A 21,616-nucleotide genomic window follows, 5' to 3' on the forward strand; every position below is an offset into this window, starting at 1 on the left:
CCGGTGTCAAAAGCGCAGGTGGAGCAGACAGACGTTGCCCTGATTGGGTCAGGGATCATGAGCGCGACGCTCAGCGCCTTGCTGCGATTGGTCGAACCGGACCTGTCGATCACCTTGATCGAGCGCCTTGATGCGGCCGCCAGCGAAAGCAGCGACCCGTGGAACAACGCGGGTACCGGGCACTCGGCGCTCTGCGAGCTCAACTACACGCCGCAGAAGGCAGATGGCTCGATCGACATCACCAAGGCCATCACCGTCAACGAGCAGTTCCAGGTGTCGCGCCAGTTCTGGGCATACGCCGTTGAGAACGGTGTGCTGCCCGACGTCCGCGGATTCCTCAACCCCATCCCGCATGTGAGCTACGTGCACGGAGCCGACAAGGTCGAGTTCCTTCGTAAGCGCCACGATGCGTTGGTCGGCAACCCGCTGTTCGCGAAGATGGAGTTCATCAACGACGACGACGAGTTCGCGCGCCGACTGCCGCTCATGGCCGCCGGACGCGATTTCTCCGATCCGGTGGGATTGAACTGGAGCCAGGACGGCACCGATGTCGACTTCGGTGAGCTGTCAAAGCAGCTGGTGGGCTTCGGAGTCCGTACCGGTACCAACGCGATTTTCGGTGTCGAGGTCCGCAACATCAGCCGTGAGAGCGACGGTGGATGGCTTCTCAAGCTGGTCAACGGTCGTACAGGCGAGAAGCGCAAGCTCAAGGCCAAGTTCGTATTCGTCGGCGCCGGTGGTGGAGCTCTGGGTCTGCTGCAGAAGGCCGGAATCCCCGAAGCCAAGGGCTTCGGCGGGTTCCCGGTGAGTGGTGCCTTCTTGCGCACCAACAACACAGATCTCACCGAGGGGCACAAGGCCAAGGTGTACGGCTTCCCGCCGCTCGGTGCCCCGCCGATGTCCGCGCCGCACCTGGACACTCGCGTGATCAACGGCAAGGAATGGCTGCTTTTCGGACCTTTCGCCGGGTGGTCGCCCAAGTTCCTGAAGATGGGCAAGATCACCGATCTGCCCTCGACGGTGAAGCCCAACAACCTGGCGTCGATGATCGGTGTGGGTCTGACGGAGTTCGGTCTGGTGAACTTCCTGCTGAGCCAGTTACGTCTGACACCGGACGATCGAATCGACATGCTGCGTGAATTCGCGCCCAAGGCACAGCGTTCCGATTGGGAGCTGATCACCGCCGGGCAGCGCGTACAGGTTATTCGGCCGGCCAAGGGCAAGGGTGGTGCGCTCGAATTCGGGACCATGGTGCTCAATTCGGCCGACGGCAGCATCGCCGGCCTGCTCGGAGCGTCGCCGGGTGCCTCCACCGCGGTGCCCGCCATGCTCGACGTCATGCAGCGTTGCTTCCCCGACCGGTTCGCGAACTGGATGCCCAAGCTCAAGGAAATGATTCCGTCGCTCGGCATAAGCCTGTCGGACGAGCCGTCACTGTTCGGTGAGGTATGGGACTGGGGGACACAGGTTCTCGGCCTGGAGCAGTGAGTACGGGGTGGTCCTGGTCCGCTGACCTGGACGCCGCGACACTCTACGGACTGCTGCGGTTGCGTGCCGAAGCATTCATTGTCGGCCAGAACTGCGCCTATCAGGATCTCGATGGTCGTGATCTCGAACCAGAGACCCGGCACTTCTGGATCAAGAACGAGAACGGCGATGTCGTCAGCGGCCTGCGCGTGCTCGCGGATCCTGGCGGATCGGGTTTCTGGATCGGGCGGGTGTGTACGGCGGCACACGAGCGTGGCCGCGGGCATGCGGCGCACCTGGTACGTGCGGTACTGACAGAGATCGACGGCGCACGCTGTCGTTTGAATGCGCAGGCACACCTGAAGGACATGTATGGCAAGCTGGGATTCGTGGTCTCCGGTGATGAATTCCTCGAGGACGAGATTCCGCACGTGCCCATGACCTGGATGGCCGGAAATGGCTAGCACCACAGACGTTCCGGGGTATCCACTCAGTGCGATAGTCGGGCACGACCAGTTGCGGCTGGCACTCGTGCTTTCTGCGGTGCGCCCCGATATCGGTGGAGTGCTCATTCGTGGAGAGAAGGGCACTGCCAAGTCGACGGCGGTTCGTGCGTTGACGTCAGTGCTGCGGACGGTCGATGGTGCGCGTCTGGTCGAGCTACCGATCGGCGCGACAGAGGATCGGGTGGTCGGATCCCTAGACCTGCAAAAGGTCTTGCGCGATGGCGAACACGCTTTCTCCCCAGGGCTTCTGGCGCGTGCCGACGGCGGCGTGCTCTACGTGGACGAGGTCAACCTGCTGCATGACCATCTCGTTGACGTGATCCTCGATGCGGCGGCGATGGGCCGGGTGCATGTCGAGCGTGATGGCGTATCTCATTCCTACGATGCGCGATTCGTACTGATCGGCACCATGAATCCCGAAGAGGGGGAGCTGCGCCCGCAGCTGCTCGACCGTTTCGGATTCGCGGTCGATGTACATGCCTCACGCGATGTGGCGGTGCGCGCCGAGGTCATCCGCAGGCGCCTCGCGTACGAGGCTGACCCGGCGGGGTTTGTGACGCGCTACGCATCCGAGGAGGCCGAGCTGGCGGCGCGGATTGCCGACGCCCGGCGCCTGCTGCCGCGAGTTGTCCTGCCTGACGCTGAACTACAGCGTGTCGCGGCGTTGTGCGCGGCCTTCGATGTGGATGGGATGCGTGCCGATCTGGTGGTGGCGCGTGCCGCCGTCGCGCATGCGGCATGGCGTGGTGCCGAGGTGGTCGGCGAGCCTGATATCAGGGTGGCCGCCGAGTTGGCGCTGCCTCACAGGCGGCGCCGGGACCCGTTCGACGAACCCGGCCTGGATCCCGAACAGCTCGACCAGGCGATGCGCGATAGCGCGCCGCCGCAGGATCACGGCCCCGGCAACGACGATCCGGATCCCGATCCGGACGGCCCCGGTGGCGGCACGCCGGAACCTTCCGCGAACCCGCCAAAAACCAATGATTCACAGCAGGATTCGTCATCGGCGCCGGCTCCGCCGCGGCAGAGCCCGGCGCCTTCTGCGACCTTTCGTGCGAAGACATTTCGGGTGCCCGGCGTCGGTATGGGGGCCCCGGGACGACGCTCGGCCGCACGCAACCGCACCGGCAAGGTCATCTCCCCGAGCTCCGATGAGGGATTCGGGGTACACGTAATCGGCACGCTGATGTCCGCGGCTGGCCGGGTGACCGAACCCGGCAGGCTGCCCAAACCGGTGCTGTCCGATCTACAGTGGGCCATCAGGGAAGGCCGCGAAGGCAATCTGGTGATTTTCGTAGTCGATGCGTCCGGGTCGATGGCGGCACGTCAGAAGATGTCGGCGGTCAGTGGTGCCACCTTGTCGCTGCTGCGTGATGCGTATCAGCGACGCGACAAGGTTGCGGTCATCACCTTCCGCGGTCAGCAGGCGGCCACGCTGCTGGCACCGACGAACTCGACGCATATCGCGGGGCGCAAGCTGCAGCAGTTCGATACTGGCGGCAAAACACCGCTGGCACAAGGACTTTTGGCGGCTCGAGATTTAGTGGCCCGTGAGCGAGGCCGCGATCCGCATCGCCGCGCGCTCGTGGTGGTGCTCACCGATGGCCGGGCTACCGGCGGGCCGGATCCGTTGGGCCGGACGCGTCGAGCCGCAGGGATGTTGCGCGCCGAGCAGGTTGCGTGTGTGGTGATCGATTGCGAGACCTCTTTCGTGAGAATGGATCTGGCAGTCACACTGGCCCAGCAGCTTGATGCGCCGGTGATGCAGTTGGATCATCTGAACGCCGACCGGCTTGCCGGCGTGGTGCGCGGCGCCACTGCCGCCGCGTGAGATAGCGGAGGGCTTCAATGCCACAGGGACAACCGTTGGTGGTGCCAGAGGACGGGCTCACCACCAAGGCGCGGAGGAACGCACCGATACTGGCTGTGCACACGGGTGCCGGAAAAGGTAAGTCCACAGCCGCTTTTGGTATGGCGTTGCGGGCCTGGCATCACGGTGCCGACGTCGCTGTGTTCCAGTTCGTCAAGAGTGCGAAGTGGCGCGTCGGTGAGGAGTCGGTCTTCGGCGAGCTCGGCAAGCTGCACGACGAGCACGGGATCGGCGGCTCGGTGCAATGGCACAAGATGGGTTCAGGGTGGTCCTGGTCGCGTAAGTCGGGTACCGAGACCGACCACGCCGCCGATGCGGCCGCCGGATGGGCCGAGATCGCGCGGCGGCTGGCCGCGGAGGAACACGGCTTTTACGTGCTCGACGAGTTCACCTACCCGCTCAAGTGGGGGTGGGTGGATGTGGATGAAGTTGTCGAAGTACTTCGTTCCCGCCCCGGCACACAGCATGTGGTCATCACCGGACGCGACGCGCCACAACAGCTTCTGGATGCGGCCGACCTGGTGACCGAGATGACGAAGATCAAGCATCCGATGGACCAGGGCCGTAAGGGCCAACGCGGTATCGAATGGTAGAGCGTGGGGTCCGCTAGCGTTCCCGCGATCGTGATTGCCGCTCCCGCCTCGGGAAGCGGGAAGACCACGGTGGCCACGGGTTTGATGGGCGCGTTGCGACGGGCCGGGCACGCGGTGGCCCCGTTCAAGGTGGGGCCGGATTACATCGATCCCGGATATCACAGCCTGGCGACCGGTAAGCCGGGCCGCAACCTCGACAGCGTGCTGGTGGGTTCGGAGTTGATCGGCCCGTTGTTCCGCCACGGCGCGCACGGCGCGGATATCGCTGTGGTGGAAGGGGTCATGGGTCTCTTCGATGGGCGTATCACCGATGAAAAGGGCTCTACGGCCGAGATCGCGGGCCTCCTGAACGCGCCGGTGGTGTTGGTCGTGGATGTGAAGGGGCACAGCCAGAGCCTGGCGGCACTGTTGCACGGATTCGTGGTGTACGCCGCGGAGGCGGGCATCAGGATCGCTGGCGTGATCCTCAACCGGGTTGGTTCGGCACGGCATCGGGCGATCCTCACGGCGGCGGCCGATCGTGCCGGACTATCGGTACTGGGTGCGCTGCCGCGTACCGAGAAGTTGTCGGTTCCTTCGCGCCACCTGGGGCTGGTGACGGCTATCGAACATGGCCAGGCTGCCCTCGACGCGGTGGACGCGATGACCCACTTGGTCGCCGAACATGTGGACCTGCCCGCGATCGTCGCTGCCGCGCGTAGCGACGTGGCGCCGGTTGCGTGGGATCCGGTGGACGTTGTCGGCGCCCCGGTGGCCGGCGAGCCGGTGGTCGCGTTGGCGGCGGGTCATGCGTTCACGTTCGGATATGCCGAGCATCGTGAGCTGTTGGCCGCGGCGGGTGCGGTGGTAGCCGAGTTCGACCCGCGCCGTGATGCCCTGCCCGACGAGACCTCAGCTCTGGTGCTCCCGGGAGGATTCCCGGAACAGTTCGCCACCGATCTGTCGTCCAATGAGCCACTGCGTCAACAGGTCCGTGACATGTCCGGACCGATACACGCCGAATGCGCCGGCCTCACCTACCTGTGCAACGACCTCGACGGGGCTCCGATGTGTGGCGTGATCGACGCGCAAGCCCGCTTCACCGACTCACTTACCCTCGGATACCGCGAGGCGGTCTCGATCACCGGCTCCACCCTCTTTGATGAGGGAGAACGGTTGAGCGGGCATGAGTTTCATCGCACCACGGTCGACTACCGCGACGACACCCGACAGCCCGCCTGGGCCTGGAGCGCTGTCGGCGGCATCCGCCGCGAGGGCGTGGTGGCTGGGGAGGGGCGCATTCACGCCTCGTATCTGCACACGCATCCGGCGGCGAACCCCAGCGCGGTGGCCCGGTTCGTGTCACGCGCCGCCACCTAGCGGCATAGACCGCAGGCTCTGAGCAGAGGGCGATAGTGGCAAATCCGAATAGTATGCGTGATTCGTGAAGACGTCAGCTGATATGTAGGCCCAGCCACTGGCATCAGTCTCAGGCTTTTGAAAGCCCACATGCGTGCCGATCGAACTCATGTATGCGAAGTAATACGCACAATCACGAAATCGCTGACACTGTAGAACGAAAACAGCTGTAACAGAGAATATTTAGGGGCTACAAGGCTTAGTACTAGAGCAGCGAAATTTGCCTGGTACCATCGTTGACATGCCGGGCCGCGGGGTATCTAAGTACCAGCTGCGCTCTGCGGTCGTACTGGCAATTTTGTGCTTGTTCTTCGGAAGCGCTTGCCTGTTGCCCAGTGAGAGTTCGCTTTTAGCAAATGCGGCGACCTCGGCCTCGTTGTATGACACTGCCGAGGTTCATCATTGGGAACCCGTGCAGCACGGCATGGCCGTCACCCGTATCCGGCATGGGTTGATTGTGCAGCCGGTCGGTCTGCCGCTCGCCGTGTGGGTCTTTTCGCTTGGTGCCGCGGCACTGTTGGTTCTGTTGACGTCACGTCGCAGTGCGGTACTTTCACATGCCCCGGATAACGCTGGGTGGCAACGACTCCTGTATCTAGGGATCAGTCGGCGCTGAGTGCTGCCGAGGCGGTGATGACTACCCGTCTTGTGCGAACCGAACCTTCACCAGCCGTGCAACGCGTCTTTCCGTACGCCTGGGCGGCTCCATTTCCGATGATTGGACTGTTTTCTCGTGGCGACTTCTGCCTCTTTCTATGGAATTTCGTTGATTGTGAGCTTGCGCGTTGAATGGTGGATCTCATGATTGCGCGCCTTATATGCACAGGCTTCTTCCTGGCCGCGGCGGGGCTAACCGAGGTGGCCACGGCCGTCGCGGAGCCAAAAGATATGGCACCGCAGCTATATTCGAAGACCACGCGCGATGGATGGCATCTTGAGATCCGGCTGGACAACGAACGTGTCAATTCGGTGCCCAACCTGGCCGGGGCCGCCAACTCACGCGAGGCCTTCATTACGCTCTCGGGCACCGCGACCGCGACCGGTGGTGCCAACCCGATTACCGATAGCCTCTTCCTCATTGGCTATCAGCTCGGTTGCCAGTCCGACGTGTCATCCGGATTGCAGATCGGCGGATCTGCCGGCGTCGCGCCGTCAGTGAACGTTGGTGTGCTTCCGCTGCAAACGGTGGGCGTTGGTGGCAGTGCCGGAGTCAGCGGCTTTGTGCAAACCGTGTTGCAACCAGGCGTCATTGTCAATCTGCCACTGGGCAACATGGTGTTGTCGTCGGGCAATACAGGGGCGTTGGATCTGGACAACGTGCACGTGAAGGCCGATGCCTGCGGAGGGGATGTCACTATTCGGTCCTTTGCCTCACTGCGCGTGTCCACCGGATTCGGTCACACCGAGTTCGCCATCTACGGCGACCCGATCAAGATCTGAACAATGCGATTATTTTGCGTGGCAATGCTCTTGGGCCTCCTGATGTGGCAAGCTCCGGCGACCGAGGCGGTGGCCGAACCTCCGCCGATTAACCCGATGCCCGCTGTTCCGGTGACGGTACCGGGCAGTGCGCCGAACAATCATGCGGCGACCCCGTCGCAGCCGGCGTTTGGATTATTACCCCTCCCCGGGCCAGGCACTCAGGTTTCGGCCGGGTTCGAAGCGGGGCACTCGGCTCGCATCAGTGGTGGGATGACGGGCGGGCGATTGGAAGACCCGTGGGGGATTAGCGAGGGAACTGCTCGGTGATTCGATTACTTTGTGTCGCAGTGATTGTCATGTTCTTTACCGTCGGCCTTGCCGCACCTGCGGCGGCGGAACTGTTACCGCCTAATCCGGCTCCTCATGGTCCGGTGATCGCGCCAGGTCAGTTGCCTGCGTTGAACGTGACGCGTGGGACTCGGTTGCCGTCTTCGATGTCCGGGGCGCATCGGCCGCGGATATCCGGTGGGATGGATGGGACCGGAGCATCCGGTGGTGTCAAGGCGAGTGCTGGATTCGGGGGCGGGAGCCCGGGGAGCTCCGCCGCAGTCCCATGACACGGTGATGGGGCCTGGTCCAGAGGCAGAACCTCCTCGTCGACGATGCGGGACCTGTAGGTCTCGTCGATAACAGTCCGCTGGCTTCGATGATCATCCCGGCGTGCCAGCCGGCCGCGTGTCTGCAATACTTGGCGATAATGAAAACCGTTATCATCATGACGCAACAGGCCACCTCAAGGGCTGATCGAGAGTAGGTTTCGTTAAGAAGCCACGGTGCGTGATGAAGCGTGACTCAAATACTTTGAGCGAAAGGGCGATTGGCTGATGGTATGGCACGCAGTACTAGCGAAGGCCGCATCGACGGTGGTAACCGGTGCGGTGGGAGTCGCCGCTTACGAGGTTGCGCGCAAGGCCGCCGCCAAGGTTCCCGTCCGTGACGCCAGTGTCACCGTTGCCTCCTGGGGGCTGCGCGGTGTGCGTAAGGCCGAGGAAGGCGCCGAACGTGCACGACTGGCGATCGGTGATGTTGTCGCGGAGGCTCGCGAGCGCATCGGGGAAGAGGCCCCGCCGCCCGTGGTAGGAGAATCCGGTCACGACCACGAACACTGAGCCGCACATGGTCACTGTCGTATCTGACGCGGCCGGACGTCTGCGTGCCATCGCGACTGAGTTGAGCGGTGATGTGCGGCGCGCGGTGCTGATCGAGGACACGCTGCTGCATGTACAGGGAGTTCGTGCCGTACACGCGTATCCGCGCACGGCCGCGGTGGTGGTGTGGTACTCAAAGGCAAGTGGTTCGGCCGAGGACATCCTCGACGCGCTGGCACGCGCCCTCGAAGCTCCGGTGCCGGAAACGCTGACCCGAGAACCACATTCGTCCGATGTGCGCAATGCCGACGTGGTGCGCATGGGCGTGGGCGCGGCGGCCCTGGTAGTACTCGGACTTCGTCGATATCCGCTGCGGCGGCCGCCCCTGCTGGGACCCACCAGTCGCCTGTTGGCAACGGCGGTCACGATTTTCAGCGGATATCCGTTCCTGCGGGGGGCGCTTGCCGCATTGCGCAGCGGCCGATCGGCAGGCACGGATCTGCTGGTATCCGCGGCCACCGTGGCCAGCCTGGTGCTGCGCGAGAACGTGGTCGCACTGACGGTGTTGTGGCTGCTCAACATTGGCGAGTATCTGCAGGATCTGACGCTCCGGCGCACCCGTCGCGCCATCGCGGATCTGCTGTCGGGCAGTCAGGACACCTCGTGGGTCCGTCTCAGGGATGGCACCGAGGTCCAGGTCTCTACCGATTCACTGGCGGTCGGCGACGAGGTGGTGGTGCACGAGCAGGTGGCCATTCCGGTGGACGGGGAGGTCGTGGAGGGTGACGCGATCGTCGACCAGTCGGCCATCACCGGCGAAACCCTGCCAGTCAGCGTCGCCGCCGGGGGGCGCGTGCATGCCGGATCGGTTGTCATGCGCGGTCGCATCGTTGTGCGTGCCGCGGCGGTGGGAGGGCAGACGATCATCGGCCGGATCATCACCCGGGTGGAGCAGGCGCAACGCGATCGGGCCCCGATTCAGACTGTCGGCGAAAACTTCTCGCGGCGATTCGTGCCGGCCTCGTTCCTGCTGTCCCTGGGCACCCTGGTGGTGACCAGGGATGTGCGGCGGGCCATGACGATGCTCTTAGTGGCCTGCCCGTGTGCGGTGGGCCTGTCTACCCCAACCGCGATTAGTGCCGCCATCGGCAACGGGGCACGCAGGGGAATCCTGGTCAAGGGCGGGTCACATCTGGAACTGGCCGGCAGAGTAGACGCGTTCGTGTTCGACAAGACCGGAACGCTCACCATCGGACGTCCGGTGGTGACGAACATCGTTGCCTTCGAAGACGGCTGGGAACCCGAGCAGGTGCTCGCGTACGCGGCAAGCTCGGAGATCCACGCGCGGCACCCTTTGGGGGAGGCGGTTATTCGCTCGACCGAGGAACGCCACATCGCAATCCCGCCACACGAAGAGTGCGAAGTGCTCGTTGGCCTGGGGATGCGTACCAGAGCCGATGGGCGGACCCTGCTGCTGGGCAGCCCCGCACTGCTGACCAAGGAGAGCGTCCGGGTGACTCCGGAAGCCGACGAGTGGGTGGCCAAGCTCCGCCGCCGCGCCGAGACTCCGCTTCTGCTGGCGGTCGACGGTGTACTCGTCGGTCTGATCAGCCTGCGCGACGAGATCCGTCCCGAGGCCGCCGAGGTGCTGCAGGCGCTACGGTCCTCGGGTGTCAAACGGGTGGTCATGCTGACCGGTGATCACGCTGAAACGGCGCGTGCGGTGGCCGAGGAGCTGGGTATCGCGGAGTGGCAGGCCGAGGTGCTGCCCGAGGACAAACTCCAGGCTGTGAGTCGGCTCCGCAGCGACGGGCATTTTGTCGCGATGGTCGGTGACGGGGTCAACGACGCACCGGCGCTGGCGGCGGCTGATATCGGAATCGCGATGGGACTCAACGGAACCGATGTGGCCGTGGAAACCGCTGATGTTGCCCTGTCCAGTGACGATCTGCGCAAGCTGCTCGATGTACGGGGTCTGGGCAGCCGGGCCGTGACCGTCATCCGGCAGAACTACGCCATGTCTATTGCCGTCAACGCGATCGGGCTGGTGATCGGTGCCGGGGGCGCGCTCTCGCCGGTTCTGGCCGCAATTCTGCACAACGCGTCCTCGGTCGCGGTGGTCACCAATAGTTCGCGTCTTATCGGCTATGAACTCGCCAATCGCCCTGCCCTCGCGTCGGTGCAACATCGGCCCGCGCCGTCAGCCCTGTCCGCAGTGGAGACGTGACCTTCCAGCAGAAGAGGCTGTGTCAGAAGAAATTCCGGGAATCAGGACCGATCTACGGGAGCTTGCACAAGGGGAAGAATCACGTCGTCAACCATGCGGCGCATGTACGTCTCATCGATGACGGTTCGCTTGAGAGCCGCTGTCAGGCTGAGTCCCAGCGGGATGTCGTAGACGAGTGATAGATCACGATCCCGCGCAATCTCACCGCGCTCCACGGCTCGGGCGAACACGATCTCCATTCGCTTCTGAGTCTGCGATGCCAACAGATCATCCAATGCCTCCGCCAACGTGGAGTCGTTGACGGCTTCGGCGATGATCCCCGCCAGCAAGTTGCCGGTGAGGATACTGCTTTCTTCCAGATCGCTGTAGTCCCGTGCCTCGTATAGAGCATGCAAATCCCCGCGCAAGCTCCCGGTGTCCGGTACGTCATCGAGTTTCCCCAGTGAAGGCCGTCCGTGCAGGATTGCATCGGCGGTGAGGGCCGCCTTGGAAGACCATCGCCGGTAGATGGCAGCCTTGCCGACCCCGGCGCGCGCGGCGATCTCGTCCATGCTCATCGCGTCGTAACCGTGTTCGGCGAGCACGATGAATGCTGCCTCCAGGATCGCGAGATCCAAGGACCTGTTCAGGCGTCCGGATGTTCTTTGCCGCTGGATGGCAGTGTTTTTCGTCATCGGGTCCGCGCTGGAGTGTATTCGCGGAGGTTGAGCGGCCACCAAAACCAACGGCCCAGGAGTGCGGCGATGGCCGGGGTCATGAAGGACCGCACGATCAGGGTGTCGAACAACAACCCGAGGCCGATTGTCGTTCCGAGCTGCCCGACGATACGCAGGTCGCTAACAACCATGGCGCACATGGTGAATGCGAACACCAGGCCCGCATTCGTCACCACCTTGCCACTGCCGCCCATGGCCCGGATGAAACCTGTCTTAAGTCCGCCGTGGAGCTCTTCCTTGAATCGTGCGATGAGCAGCAGGTTGTAGTCCGATCCCACGGCCAACAGGATGATGACCGACAACGGGACCACGAACCAGTGCAGATCCATACCCAGCAGGTCCTGCCAAATCAGGACCGAGACCCCGATCGATGCGCCGAGTGAGATCGCTACCGTGCCGACGATGACTAGGGCCGCGACCACACTGCCGGTCACCAACAGCATGATGATGAAGATCAAGCACAGTGATGCGATGCCCGCGAGAATGAGGTCATACTTGGCTCCTTCCTGCAGGTCCTTGTTCGCCGCGGCGGTCCCGCCCAGGTAGACCTTGGCGTTCTCGAGCGGGGTGCCCTTGATCGAATCAGCCACCGCCTCTTTGATATTGCCGACGGTCGCGATCCCTTCCACCGAGGCCGGATTGCCTTGATGGGAGACGGTCATCCGGACGGCCTTCCCGTCGGGGGAGAGGAACATCTTCAGGCCGCGCTTGAAATCTGGATTGTCGAACACCTCGGGCGGCAGGTAGAACGAGTCATCGTTCTTGGCTTCGTCGAAGTACTTGCCCATCAGGGTGGAGTTTTTGGTGCTCTCATCCATCTGGTTCATGATCCCGGACATGGTGCTGTGCATGGTCAGCAATGTGCCGTGCATGGACTTCATGATGGCGATCATGGGTGGGAACTCGGCGAGCATGCGGGGCATCAGGACATCGACTTTGTCCATGTTCACCAGCATGCCGTCCATGTCCTCGACCATCGCATCGACGCCGTCGAGAGCATCGAATACCGTCCGGCTGGCCCAGCAGATCGGAATGTCGGCGCAGTGCTTCTCCCAGTAGAAGTAGTTGCGAATCGGCCTGAAGAAGTCGTCGAAAGTTGCCATCAGGTCACGCATGTCGTGCATCCGGCCTTGCATGACCTTCATCTGGCCGGTCATGTCGTGCATGATGCCGGTGAGCTCGCGCATCATGTCGTAGACGCGTTCCATGGTGCCGATCAAGGTCCCCATTTGATCGGCCATGGTCAGCATGTCCGCCATGCGGTCCTTCATGTACTTCATGTTCTGGATCTGGCCGGCGCCCTGGAGGCCGATCTGGAACGGAATCGAACTGTGCTCGATGGGTGTGCCCAGCGGCCGAGTGATCGCCTGCACTCGTCCGACGCCACGGGCATGAAACGCCGTCTTGGCAATTCGATCGATGACCAGCATGTCCGAGGGATTTCGCATGTCATGGTCGGCCTCGATCATGAGCATTTCGGGGTTCATCCGGGCTGGCGAGAAATGTCGTTCCGCTGCCGCGTAACCAACTTTCGAAGGCACGTTATCGGGCATGTACTGACGGTCGTCATAACCGGGGGTGTATCCGGGCAGGGTAAGTAGACCGATGAGTGCAATCCCCAGTGTCACAATGAGAATCGGTCCCGGCCAGCGCACCACCGCTGCTCCGATGCGCCGCCAGCCGCGTTCATCGTGTTTGCGTTTGGGCTCGAACAGCCCGAAGCGGCTGCCCAACGCCAGTACCGCGGGAGCCAGGGAGAGGGCTGCGGCGACGATGACGAGAATGACCAGTGCGCAGGGCACACCCATGGAACGAAACAGCGGCAGACGTGTCAGGCTGAGACACAAGGTAGCGCCGACAATGGTCAGCCCAGATCCCAAGATGACATGTGATACACCGGAATACGCGGTATAGAAGGCGGCCTCTCGATCCTGGCCGGATTGCCGCGCTTCGTGATAACGACCCAGCAGGAAGATTACATAGTCGGTACCCGCGGCGATGCCCAGCATCGTGACCATGCTTACGGCATAGGTCGAGAGGCCAATGACATTGAGATTGCCCAATGTTGCGACAACGCCCTGGCCCGCCATCAGCTCGACGCCGACGATCACCAGCGCCACGAACATGGTGATCACGGATCGATACACGAAGAGCAGCATCACGACGACGACGCCCACCGCTATCAGAGTTGTCTTCTGCATGCTCTTGTTGCCGGCCGTTCCGGTGTCCGCGCTGGCGGCGGTTCCTCCGGTGACGTAGGCCTGCACACCGTCGGGGCCGGGGGTCTCGGCGATGATCTTGCGAACGGCATCTACGGATTCATTCGCCAAGGTGGTTCCCTGGTCCCCGGCCAGGTTGACCTGGACATAGGCGGCCTTCCCGTCGGCGCTCTGAGCGCCCGATGCGGTGAGCGGATCTCCCCAGTAGTCGGAGATGTGTTGGACGTGGGTCGGATCGGCCTTGAGTTTCTTGATGATCTCGTCGTAGAAGCGGTGCGCCTCGTCGGCCAGTTCTTGCTTCCCCTCCAACACGATCATGACGGAGCTGTCGGAGTCGAACTCCCCGAAGACTTTTCCGGTGTGCATCATCGCGATCATCGAGGGAGCGTCTTTGGGGGACATCGACACCGAATGTGCCTTGCCCACTTCATCAAGGGAGGGCGTGACGACATTGAGGATGATGGCGATACCCAGCCAGAAGAGGATGATCGGGATCGACAGGACCCGGATGATCCGTGCGATCCGTGGGGGCCGCGCCGCGTGGTCGCCGCTACCGTGCCTCATGCGGACTTCACCAGGCAGTAGATGTAGGCGTTGTGTTCGTTGGAAACTCGCTCCACCTTGACTTCGCCGTTGACGATGATCCGGCAACCGATTGTGTCGCCGTTGCCTTGGGCCACGATGTTCCCACTCAACGACGGCAAGATCGAGACGATCTTGAACGACCATGGCAGCTGCACGGCGTCGACGCGCGTCGGCTGCGCATCCTCGTTGAAGTAGTTCACATCTGCCATGGCCCCGGGTTCTCCAAATACTTCGTATACGAGTGTCTTTGGGTTGTAGGGGACGGCGTCTTTGGCGTTGTTGTCGGCAGAGGAGGCGAAGGAATCCGCACCGAAAATCCCGCGTACCCGTAGCACTGCGAATCCGCCGACCGCGAGTACCGCGGCGATGAGCAGTGGCATCCACACCCGTCTTATGACGCGAAGCATCCCAAACCCCTTTGTGTTCAATGGAATTAGCAGATGACTGGCGGGCTTATGTTACGAAACTGCCGCAGTTGGTCGAGACGGGCATCTTTGCCCTACACGGAACTGGAGTTCCGCATGATGGTCGGGACGGTACCGCAGTTCCGTTCGGGGCGCGACACGAGTGAGCTAACTATGAGGACCTTTGGGGTGCCATGATTTGCCGTTGCCCGCTCGGACCTCGCGTCGCGACCGGGTTGCGCCTTGTCACGAGCGTTTCTGTGCGACGCCGGTGGATGCCCGGCCATCTCACCAGTCACAAAACTAATGGCAAGTATGCACCGATTTCCGTCCAAAGCCCGCCTGGATCTTGATTGATAGGGGAAGCGATGAATTTAGGCTCACGGTGAGTAAATTGCATAAATATTTCATAGAGAAGGTCGGGTTAAATGTTCTCGAAATGCTGGCACATGGCAACACTTGATAGCCTCTATGTTGTGGCATTTAAGCAGCGTGATGGAGTGTTAACCGGCTCCAATGGCAAACAATTATGAGCATGAAAATATTTGTGAATTTCTTGTTTCCCGGCTATCAATGGGCTGTTAATGGGGAACGGGGTAGGGGTCTAAAAGTAGTCAATGTGCGATGCCTTCTCACAGTTTCAGCCGAGGCGCTGTGATCCTGATCTCCCGAGTCGCGAATTCCTTTCGCGCACCCTATCTTTAGCCTTGTCGGGTTCTACTGCTAGTTGTCTCCGGTTCTACCAACAGGCAGATTGTCGTGCGCGAGGAGGACGTAGCAAGATGAAAAACGCGTCTGTGACCCCAGTTGCAGTTATCGGGTTGGGGTGCCGGCTTCCGGGTGGGATCGAGTCGCCCGAACAGTTCTGGGAGGCGCTGCTGCGCGGTGAGGACTTCGTTACTGAGGTGCCCCCTGCGCGCTGGGACTTGAGTGAGTACTACGACCCCGAGTCCGGCGTGCCCGGCAAGTCGCCTTCCAAGTGGGGGGCCTTCCTGGATGACGTTGGCGGCTTCGATGCGGACTTTTTCAGCATCAACGAGCGTGAGGCCGTCTCGATCGATCCTCAGCATCGTGTTTTGCTCGAAACATCTTGGCAGGCAGTGGAACATGCGGGCCTCAATCCGCGGACCCTTGCTGGCTCGCAGACCGGAGTGTTCGTGGGAGTGACCCACAACGACTATCAGTTGGTGGCCGCGGACGCGGCGGATCTCGGAGGTCCCTACGGATTCGCGGGTACAAACTTCTGCATGGCGTCGGGGCGCATCTCTTACGCCCTGGGTGTGCATGGGCCGTCATTGACGGTCGACGCCGGGTGTGCAGCGGGGTTGGCGACTGTGCATATGGGATGTCAGAGCCTGGCGGCAGGCGAAAGTGATCTCGTGCTCGCAGGCGGTGTCAACCTCGTCTTGGAACCCCGCAGGTATGTCGGTGCCTCGCAGCAGCGCATGCTCTCTCCGACCGGGCGCTGCCACACATTCACCGGCGAGGCGGACGGTTTCGTGATGTCTGAGGGCTGCGTCATGATTCTGCTGAAGCGGCTGGACGATGCGGTGCGAGACGGGGACCGGATTCTGGCGATCGTGCGGGGCACGGCGTCGAATCAGGACGGGCGCACAGTGAATCAGTCAACTCCGTCCTCGGACGCGCAGGCGGCCGCATGCCGTACTGCACTGGCGGCTGCCGGTGTGGACGCCAGCACCGTCGGACTCATCGAGGCACACGGTACGGGCACACCGGTGGGTGATCCCATCGAGTACACGGGTCTGGCGCAGGTCTATGGAGTCGAGGGACCCTGCGCCGTGGGGTCGGTGAAGACCAACTTTGGGCACACGATGTCGGCGGCCGGTGCGCTGGGACTGATGAAGATCATTCTCGCGGTGGAGCATGGCGTGATTCCGCCAAACCTGCATTTCACCGGGATTCCCGACAAGCTTGCCGGCGTCACAACGAACCTTTTTGTGCCGCAATCGGTTATCCCATGGCCCGAGAACATCGAGGGCCCGCGGCGCGCCGGGGTATCGGCATACGGAATGTCAGGTTCCAACGTCCACGCGGTGGTGGAACAGGCTCCGCCCGCCGTGTCTGCGGAAAGCAGCGTGGAATCGCCTCTGGGATCGCAGCTGATTTTCCCGGTGTCTTCGACGTCTGCCGACGAGTTGCGCCGGACTGCGGGCAGATTGGCCGACTGGCTCTCTGAAGGTGCCGATGTCCCGGTCGGGGACGTGGGATACACCCTGGCACGTCGCAGGGCGCACCGGCCGGTGCGCACCACCGTGGTGGCCAACGACGTCAACGAACTGGTGGCCGGGCTCCGCGAGGTTGCCGGCGATGAGGCCCCATATCAGGCGGCGGTTGCCGAGGACGACCGCGGCCCGGTCTGGCTCTTCTCCGGTCAAGGTTCGCAATGGGCGGCCATGGGTGCCGAATTGCTTGCTAAGGAACCGGTATTCGCCGCGACCATCGCCCGCCTCGAGCCACTGATCCAGGCGGAGTCCGGATTCTCGGTTAGCGAGGCGATCTCGGCGCCGGAGACGGTCACGGGTATCGACCGGGTTCAGCCGACGTTGTTCGCCATGCAGGTGTCATTAGCTGCCGCCATGGCTTCGTACGGGGTGAAGCCCGGAGCGGTCATCGGGCATTCGATGGGCGAGGCGGCAGCCGCGGTTGTCTCCGAGGCCCTGTCGTTGGAAGACGGCGTCAAGGTGATCTGCCGCCGTTCGAAGTTGATGCTGCGTATCTCGGGAGCTGGCGCCATGGCTTCCGTCGACCTGCCGGCTCAGCAGGTGGTCGCGGAACTGGCCGATCGGGAGATCGACGATGTGGTCCTGGCGGTGGTCGCGTCGCCGCAGTCGACGGTTGTCGGTGGTGCCACCGAGACAGTGCGGCAGCTCATCGCGGAGTGGTCGGACCGCGGATTGATGGCCCGTGAGGTGGCCGTCGACGTTGCGTCGCATTCACCGCAGGTGGACCCGATTCTGGACGATCTTGCCGACGCCCTCGAAGATCTGTCACCGCGGACACCGGTTGTGCCGCTGTACTCTTCGGTCTCGTTCGATCCGCGCGAAAAGCCCGTGATGGATGCCGATTACTGGGTGGACAACCTGCGTCACACGGTACGGTTCGCGGCGGCAGTGCAAGCGGCACTGGACGACGGGTACCGCGTTTTCGGTGAGCTGGCACCACACCCGTTGCTGGTGTACCCCGCAGAACAGACCGCACGCAGCCTCGACATTCCCATGGTGGCCCTCGCCGGTATGCGCCGCGAGCAGGAGCTGCCGCATGGGCTTCGCGATTTTGTGGGAGACGTCTATACGGCCGGTGGTGCGGTGGACTTCTCGGTGCTCTACCCAGCGGGCGCCCTTGTGGATGTGCCGTTGCCGAGCTGGACCCGCCAGTCGTACCTGTTGGATCTGTCCGCGCAGGCGCAGGGCCAGAGCAGCCATACCGTTGCCGTCCACCCGCTGCTCGGCGCATATGTGCGACTGACCGAGGAGCCTGTGCGCCACATCTGGCAGGCCGATGTCGGCACCGAGGCACAGCCCTGGATCGCGGACCATCAGGTTCGTCATGTGGCGGTGTATCCGGGCGCCGCATACTGTGAGATGGCGCTGTCGGCCTCTGCCGCCGTATTCGGTGAAGGCTCAGTGGTACAGGATATTTCGTTCGAACAGCTGCTGACCTTGGGTGAGGCGACGCCGATATCGGCTACGGCCACGGCGAAGTCTGCGGATGTACTCGAGTTTGTGGTGGATACCCACGACGAAGGCGAGACAGTCAAGCGCGCCACAGCGGTCTTGGGTAGTGGTGACGAGGCCGATGTTCCCGTGGCCTACGACCTAGCCGCGCTACGGGCGGAGCACCCGCACAGCGCGACGGGCGACGAGCTACGAGAGTCGTTCGACGAGCGGGGAGTGCAGTACGGCCCGGCCTTCCAGGGCATGGTCTCCGCGTACCACGGCGACGAGTCTGTCAGGTCGGTGCTTGCGGAAGTGGCACTGCCTCGGGATGTTCGGGCGCAGCAGGGCAGTTACATCGTCCACCCCGCGCTCCTGGACGCTTGCTTCCAGTCCGTCATCGCGCTGCCGGATGTTCAGGCGGCCAGCAAGAACGCGCTACCGCTTCCCAAGGGTGTGCGCAGCCTGCACGCCTACGAATCCGCACGTTCCACGCAGTACTGCTACACCCGGGTGACCAAGGTGATTGGCAACGAGGTGGAAGCCGATATCGATCTGCTGGACGAGAACGGCACCGTGTTGGTTGCGGTGCGGGGCTTCCGATTCGGTACCGGCGCCTCGGACGACGAGCAGCGCGATCAGCTGCTCAACAACCGCCTGCTTGCCATCGAATGGCAGCAGCAGCGGTTGCCCGAGGAGGTATCGGGCGGGCCGCGCCGGTGGCTGCTGGTCAGCACGGGTGAGACCGTGGACCCGTGGGCATCGGAGCTGATCGATGCGCTGAAACTGCGCAACAGTGAGGTGGCGCTGATTCAGTGGCGGCCAGACACCGATCGTGTTGCGGCACTGAAGCTTCTGTACGACCAGCTGGAGGCCGGCGGATTTGACGGTGTGCTCGTCGTCACCGCCCCCGGGGCCGCCGCAGGTGCGGACAGGGTGGCCCTGCAGGGGGCCGATCAGGTTCGGCATCTGGTGCGGATCACCCGCGAATTGGTGGACCTGCCGGGCGAGCCGCCGCGGCTGTACGTGGTGACTCGCAACGCTCAGACGGTTGTCGACGGCGACATCACCAATCTGGAACAGGCCGGATTGCGGGGGCTGGTGCGCGTTATCGGCGCCGAATATCCGCACCTGCGTGTCACGCACATCGATGTCGACGGCCACACCGCCGCCCAGAACGTGGCGGGCGAGTTGGCTTCCGGGTCGGAAGAGGACGAGACCGCATGGCGTGACGACCACTGGTACCGGGCACGCCTGAACCTGGGTCCGCTCGGACCCGACGACTGGCGCAGTACCGTTGCGACACCGGACAATGAGGGAGTTCGGTTCGAGGTCCGCACGCCGGGCGACCTGCAGTCACTCGGGTTCGTCGCGTTTGATCGGGTGGCCCCCGGGCCGGGACAGATCGAAGTCTCGGTCACGGCCACCAGCATCAACTTCGCCGACGTGCTGAACGTGTACGGCCGGTACTCGAGTTTCGAAGGCCGGCAGGAGCTCGGCGTCGACTTCGCGGGCGTGGTGACGGCCGTCGGTGAGGGCGTCACCCAGCATCAGGTGGGTGACCGCGTGGGCGGCATGACGCCGACCGGCGCCTGGAGAAGCTTCGTCGTGGTCGATGCCAACCTTGCCGCGACGCTCCCGGCCGAGGTGCCCGATAGAGAGGCAGCAGCCGTCCCGGGCGCTCATGTCACCGCCTGGTACGGGCTCCATGAACTCGCCAGGATCTCCGCGGAGGACAAGGTGTTGATCCATTCCGGTACCGGTGGTGTGGGACAGGCAGCGATTGCCATCGCCCGTGCCGCTGGGGCCGAGATTTACGCCACCGCGGGCAGCGAAGAGCGGCGAGAATTGTTGCGCAGCTGGGGTATCAAGCACGTATACGACTCGCGCAGTACAGAATTCGCAGACCTGATCCGTCGTGACACCGACGGCTACGGCGTGGACATCGTGCTCAACTCGCTCACCGGTGCCGCGCAACGGGCCGGAGTGGAACTGCTGACCTTCGGTGGCCGCTTCATCGAAATCGGCAAGCGTGACATCTACGGCGACACCCGGCTGGGGCTGTTTCCCTTCCGGCGGAACCTGTCGTTCCACGCCGTCGACCTTGTCCTGGTATCGAAGACACGGCCACAAGCGATCTACCGCACCCTGACAGCGCTGTACGGGCAGATGGCAGAGGGCGTGCTGCCGTTGCCGGAGATCTCGTCCTCTCCATTACAAGAGGCGGCGGAGTCGATCCGTGTGATGGGTGCTGCGGGGCATACCGGAAAGCTCGTTCTGGACCTGCCTAAGGCGGGCGAGGTCGACGCGGTGATCCCGGCGTCGCATGCGCCAGCGTTCCGGCGAGAGGGTGCGTACGTGATCACCGGTGGCCTCGGCGGGCTGGGCTTGTTCCTGGCGAAGAAGCTGGCGGCTGCCGGGGTCGGCCGGATCATCCTGAACGGTCGCAGCGCTCCGAAGCCCGAGGCCGTAGAGGCCATTGAGCAGATCCGGCACGCCGGCATCGAAATCGATGTGGTGCTCGGCGATATCGCCGAACCGGAGACGTCACAACGTCTGGTGGCGGCAGCCACGGAGACTGGGAAGCCTGTGCGCGGCGTGCTGCATGCCGCCGCCCTGGTGCACGATGCCACGCTCGCCAACATCACCGACGAACTGATCGACCGTGGAGACTGGCGGCCCAAGGTGCATGGCGCCTGGAATCTGCACGAGGCCACCGCGGAGCAACCGCTGGACTGGTTCTGCTCGTTCTCGTCGATTGCGGCGCTGGTGGGCTCTCCGGGGCAGGGTGCCTACGCGGCGGCCAACAGCTGGCTGGACGGATTCACGCACTGGCGGCGTGCCCAGGGTTTACCGGCAACCGTCATCGCCTGGGGTGCCTGGTCGGAGATCGGGCAGGGCACGCATCTGGCGAACGCGGACGCGGCAATCCTCCCGGACGAGGGTGCCTACGCCTTCGACACCGTGCTTCGGCACAACCGGGCATACACCGCCTATGCGCCGATGGCAGGCATATCGTGGCTGGCCGACTTCGTCGAGCGCAGTCCGTTTGCCCAGGCATTCCGTGATGCGGGTCAATCTCAAACGGAGACAAACAAGTTCCTCGATGAGCTCAACGCGCTGCCGCGTGAGGAGTGGCCGACCCGACTCCGGAAACTGGTCGCCGAGCAGGTAGGCCTGGTGCTCCGGCGATCGATCGATCCCGACCGATCCCTCCCGGATTATGGCCTGGACTCGTTGGGCAACCTCGAAATTCGTACCCGTATCCAAGCGGACACCGGCGTCCGTATCGGTCCGGCTGATGTATCGACAGTGCGGTCTTTGGCGTCGCATCTGTACGACAAGCTGGCCGATCAGGAATCCGAAGTCGCTTCGTCTTAAGGGGAT

General features: G+C 63.2%; 15 protein-coding genes. 12 read left to right on the plus strand and 3 right to left on the minus strand.

The window, feature by feature from the left end; all coding sequences use genetic code 11:
• Positions 1-3 precede the first annotated feature (3 nt).
• The 11 genes from mqo to AOT83_RS15410 all read left to right on the plus strand — a co-directional run bounded on the left by mqo (position 4) and on the right by AOT83_RS15410 (position 10,631).
• Complete coding sequence (gene mqo, locus AOT83_RS15370) at positions 4-1,488, plus strand: malate dehydrogenase (quinone) (protein WP_044104074.1); 1,485 nt, start codon at positions 4-6, stop codon at positions 1,486-1,488.
• The gene (locus AOT83_RS15375) at positions 1,485-1,931 is read left to right on the plus strand and encodes a GNAT family N-acetyltransferase (protein ID WP_078313518.1); all 447 of its coding nucleotides are present in this window, start codon (positions 1,485-1,487) and stop codon (positions 1,929-1,931) included. Before mqo ends, AOT83_RS15375 begins: the two co-directional genes overlap by 4 nt.
• A complete protein-coding gene (locus AOT83_RS15380; protein WP_057966169.1) occupies positions 1,924-3,804 on the plus strand; it encodes a VWA domain-containing protein in 1,881 nt (626 codons plus the stop codon). The genes AOT83_RS15375 and AOT83_RS15380 overlap by 8 nt, the downstream gene beginning before the upstream one ends.
• Positions 3,805-3,821: 17 nt before the next feature.
• Positions 3,822-4,436, plus strand: a complete 615-nt coding sequence (gene cobO / locus AOT83_RS15385; RefSeq protein ID WP_030093973.1) for a cob(I)yrinic acid a,c-diamide adenosyltransferase — start codon at positions 3,822-3,824, stop codon at positions 4,434-4,436.
• A gap of 27 nt (positions 4,437-4,463) precedes the next feature.
• On the plus strand, positions 4,464-5,795 hold the full coding sequence (locus AOT83_RS15390; RefSeq protein WP_057966207.1) for a cobyrinate a,c-diamide synthase: 1,332 nt from the start codon (positions 4,464-4,466) through the stop codon (positions 5,793-5,795).
• A 367-nt stretch (positions 5,796-6,162) separates the two neighbouring features.
• On the plus strand, positions 6,163-6,450 hold the full coding sequence (locus tag AOT83_RS28435; RefSeq protein ID WP_057966206.1) for a hypothetical protein: 288 nt from the start codon (positions 6,163-6,165) through the stop codon (positions 6,448-6,450).
• Between the two features lie 185 nt (positions 6,451-6,635).
• Positions 6,636-7,274, plus strand: coding sequence for an MspA family porin (locus AOT83_RS15400; protein ID WP_030093970.1), 639 nt, complete (start codon positions 6,636-6,638; stop codon positions 7,272-7,274).
• 3 nt (positions 7,275-7,277) lie between these two features.
• Positions 7,278-7,583, plus strand: coding sequence for a hypothetical protein (locus AOT83_RS26900; protein WP_078344479.1), 306 nt, complete (start codon positions 7,278-7,280; stop codon positions 7,581-7,583).
• Positions 7,580-7,873, plus strand: coding sequence for a hypothetical protein (locus AOT83_RS26905; RefSeq protein WP_044103986.1), 294 nt, complete (start codon positions 7,580-7,582; stop codon positions 7,871-7,873). Before AOT83_RS26900 ends, AOT83_RS26905 begins: the two co-directional genes overlap by 4 nt.
• Before the next feature lie 267 nt (positions 7,874-8,140).
• Positions 8,141-8,425: a DUF1490 family protein gene (locus AOT83_RS15405; protein WP_030093967.1), complete on the plus strand. Its 285-nt coding sequence runs from the start codon at positions 8,141-8,143 to the stop codon at positions 8,423-8,425.
• Positions 8,426-8,432: 7 nt separating this feature from the next.
• Positions 8,433-10,631 carry a cation-translocating P-type ATPase gene (locus AOT83_RS15410; protein WP_057966168.1) on the plus strand — a complete coding sequence of 733 codons (2,199 nt, stop codon included), beginning with the start codon at positions 8,433-8,435 and terminating at the stop codon, positions 10,629-10,631.
• A 41-nt stretch (positions 10,632-10,672) separates the two neighbouring features.
• On the opposite strand, the gene AOT83_RS15415 is transcribed toward AOT83_RS15410, so the two are convergent.
• From AOT83_RS15415 to AOT83_RS15425, 3 genes are read right to left on the minus strand one after another with little or no spacing between them, the layout of a single operon-like run.
• Positions 10,673-11,305, minus strand: coding sequence for a TetR/AcrR family transcriptional regulator (locus AOT83_RS15415; protein ID WP_057966167.1), 633 nt, complete (start codon positions 11,303-11,305; stop codon positions 10,673-10,675).
• On the minus strand, positions 11,302-14,130 hold the full coding sequence (locus tag AOT83_RS15420) for an RND family transporter (RefSeq protein WP_109394684.1): 2,829 nt from the start codon (positions 14,128-14,130) through the stop codon (positions 11,302-11,304). The genes AOT83_RS15415 and AOT83_RS15420 overlap by 4 nt, the downstream gene beginning before the upstream one ends.
• Positions 14,127-14,558, minus strand: a complete 432-nt coding sequence (locus AOT83_RS15425; protein WP_030093963.1) for an MmpS family protein — start codon at positions 14,556-14,558, stop codon at positions 14,127-14,129. Before AOT83_RS15425 ends, AOT83_RS15420 begins: the two co-directional genes overlap by 4 nt.
• 779 nt (positions 14,559-15,337) lie before the next feature.
• On the opposite strand from AOT83_RS15425, the gene pks2 reads away from it, so the two are divergent.
• Positions 15,338-21,610 (plus strand): type I polyketide synthase, encoded by a 6,273-nt coding sequence (pks2, locus tag AOT83_RS15430; RefSeq protein ID WP_057966166.1) that lies wholly within the window; start codon positions 15,338-15,340, stop codon positions 21,608-21,610.
• Positions 21,611-21,616: the final 6 nt, after the last annotated feature.

The sequence above is a fragment of the Mycobacteroides sp. H001 genome (assembly GCF_001440005.1).
GTDB classification, from domain to species: domain Bacteria; phylum Actinomycetota; class Actinomycetes; order Mycobacteriales; family Mycobacteriaceae; genus Mycobacterium; species Mycobacterium gwanakae.

Coding starts and splice junctions, on each gene's coding strand:
- AOT83_RS15380 (WP_057966169.1), top strand. CDS start 1,924: ATGGCTAGCACCACAGACGTTCCGGGGTATCCACTCAGTGCGATAGTC.
- cobO (WP_030093973.1), top strand. CDS start 3,822: ATGCCACAGGGACAACCGTTGGTGGTGCCAGAGGACGGGCTCACCACC.
- AOT83_RS15400 (WP_030093970.1), top strand. CDS start 6,636: ATGATTGCGCGCCTTATATGCACAGGCTTCTTCCTGGCCGCGGCGGGG.
- AOT83_RS26900 (WP_078344479.1), top strand. CDS start 7,278: ATGCGATTATTTTGCGTGGCAATGCTCTTGGGCCTCCTGATGTGGCAA.
- AOT83_RS15405 (WP_030093967.1), top strand. CDS start 8,141: ATGGTATGGCACGCAGTACTAGCGAAGGCCGCATCGACGGTGGTAACC.
- AOT83_RS15410 (WP_057966168.1), top strand. CDS start 8,433: ATGGTCACTGTCGTATCTGACGCGGCCGGACGTCTGCGTGCCATCGCG.
- AOT83_RS15415 (WP_057966167.1), bottom strand. CDS start 11,305: ATGACGAAAAACACTGCCATCCAGCGGCAAAGAACATCCGGACGCCTG.
- AOT83_RS15420 (WP_109394684.1), bottom strand. CDS start 14,130: ATGAGGCACGGTAGCGGCGACCACGCGGCGCGGCCCCCACGGATCGCA.
- AOT83_RS15425 (WP_030093963.1), bottom strand. CDS start 14,558: ATGCTTCGCGTCATAAGACGGGTGTGGATGCCACTGCTCATCGCCGCG.
- pks2 (WP_057966166.1), top strand. CDS start 15,338: ATGAAAAACGCGTCTGTGACCCCAGTTGCAGTTATCGGGTTGGGGTGC.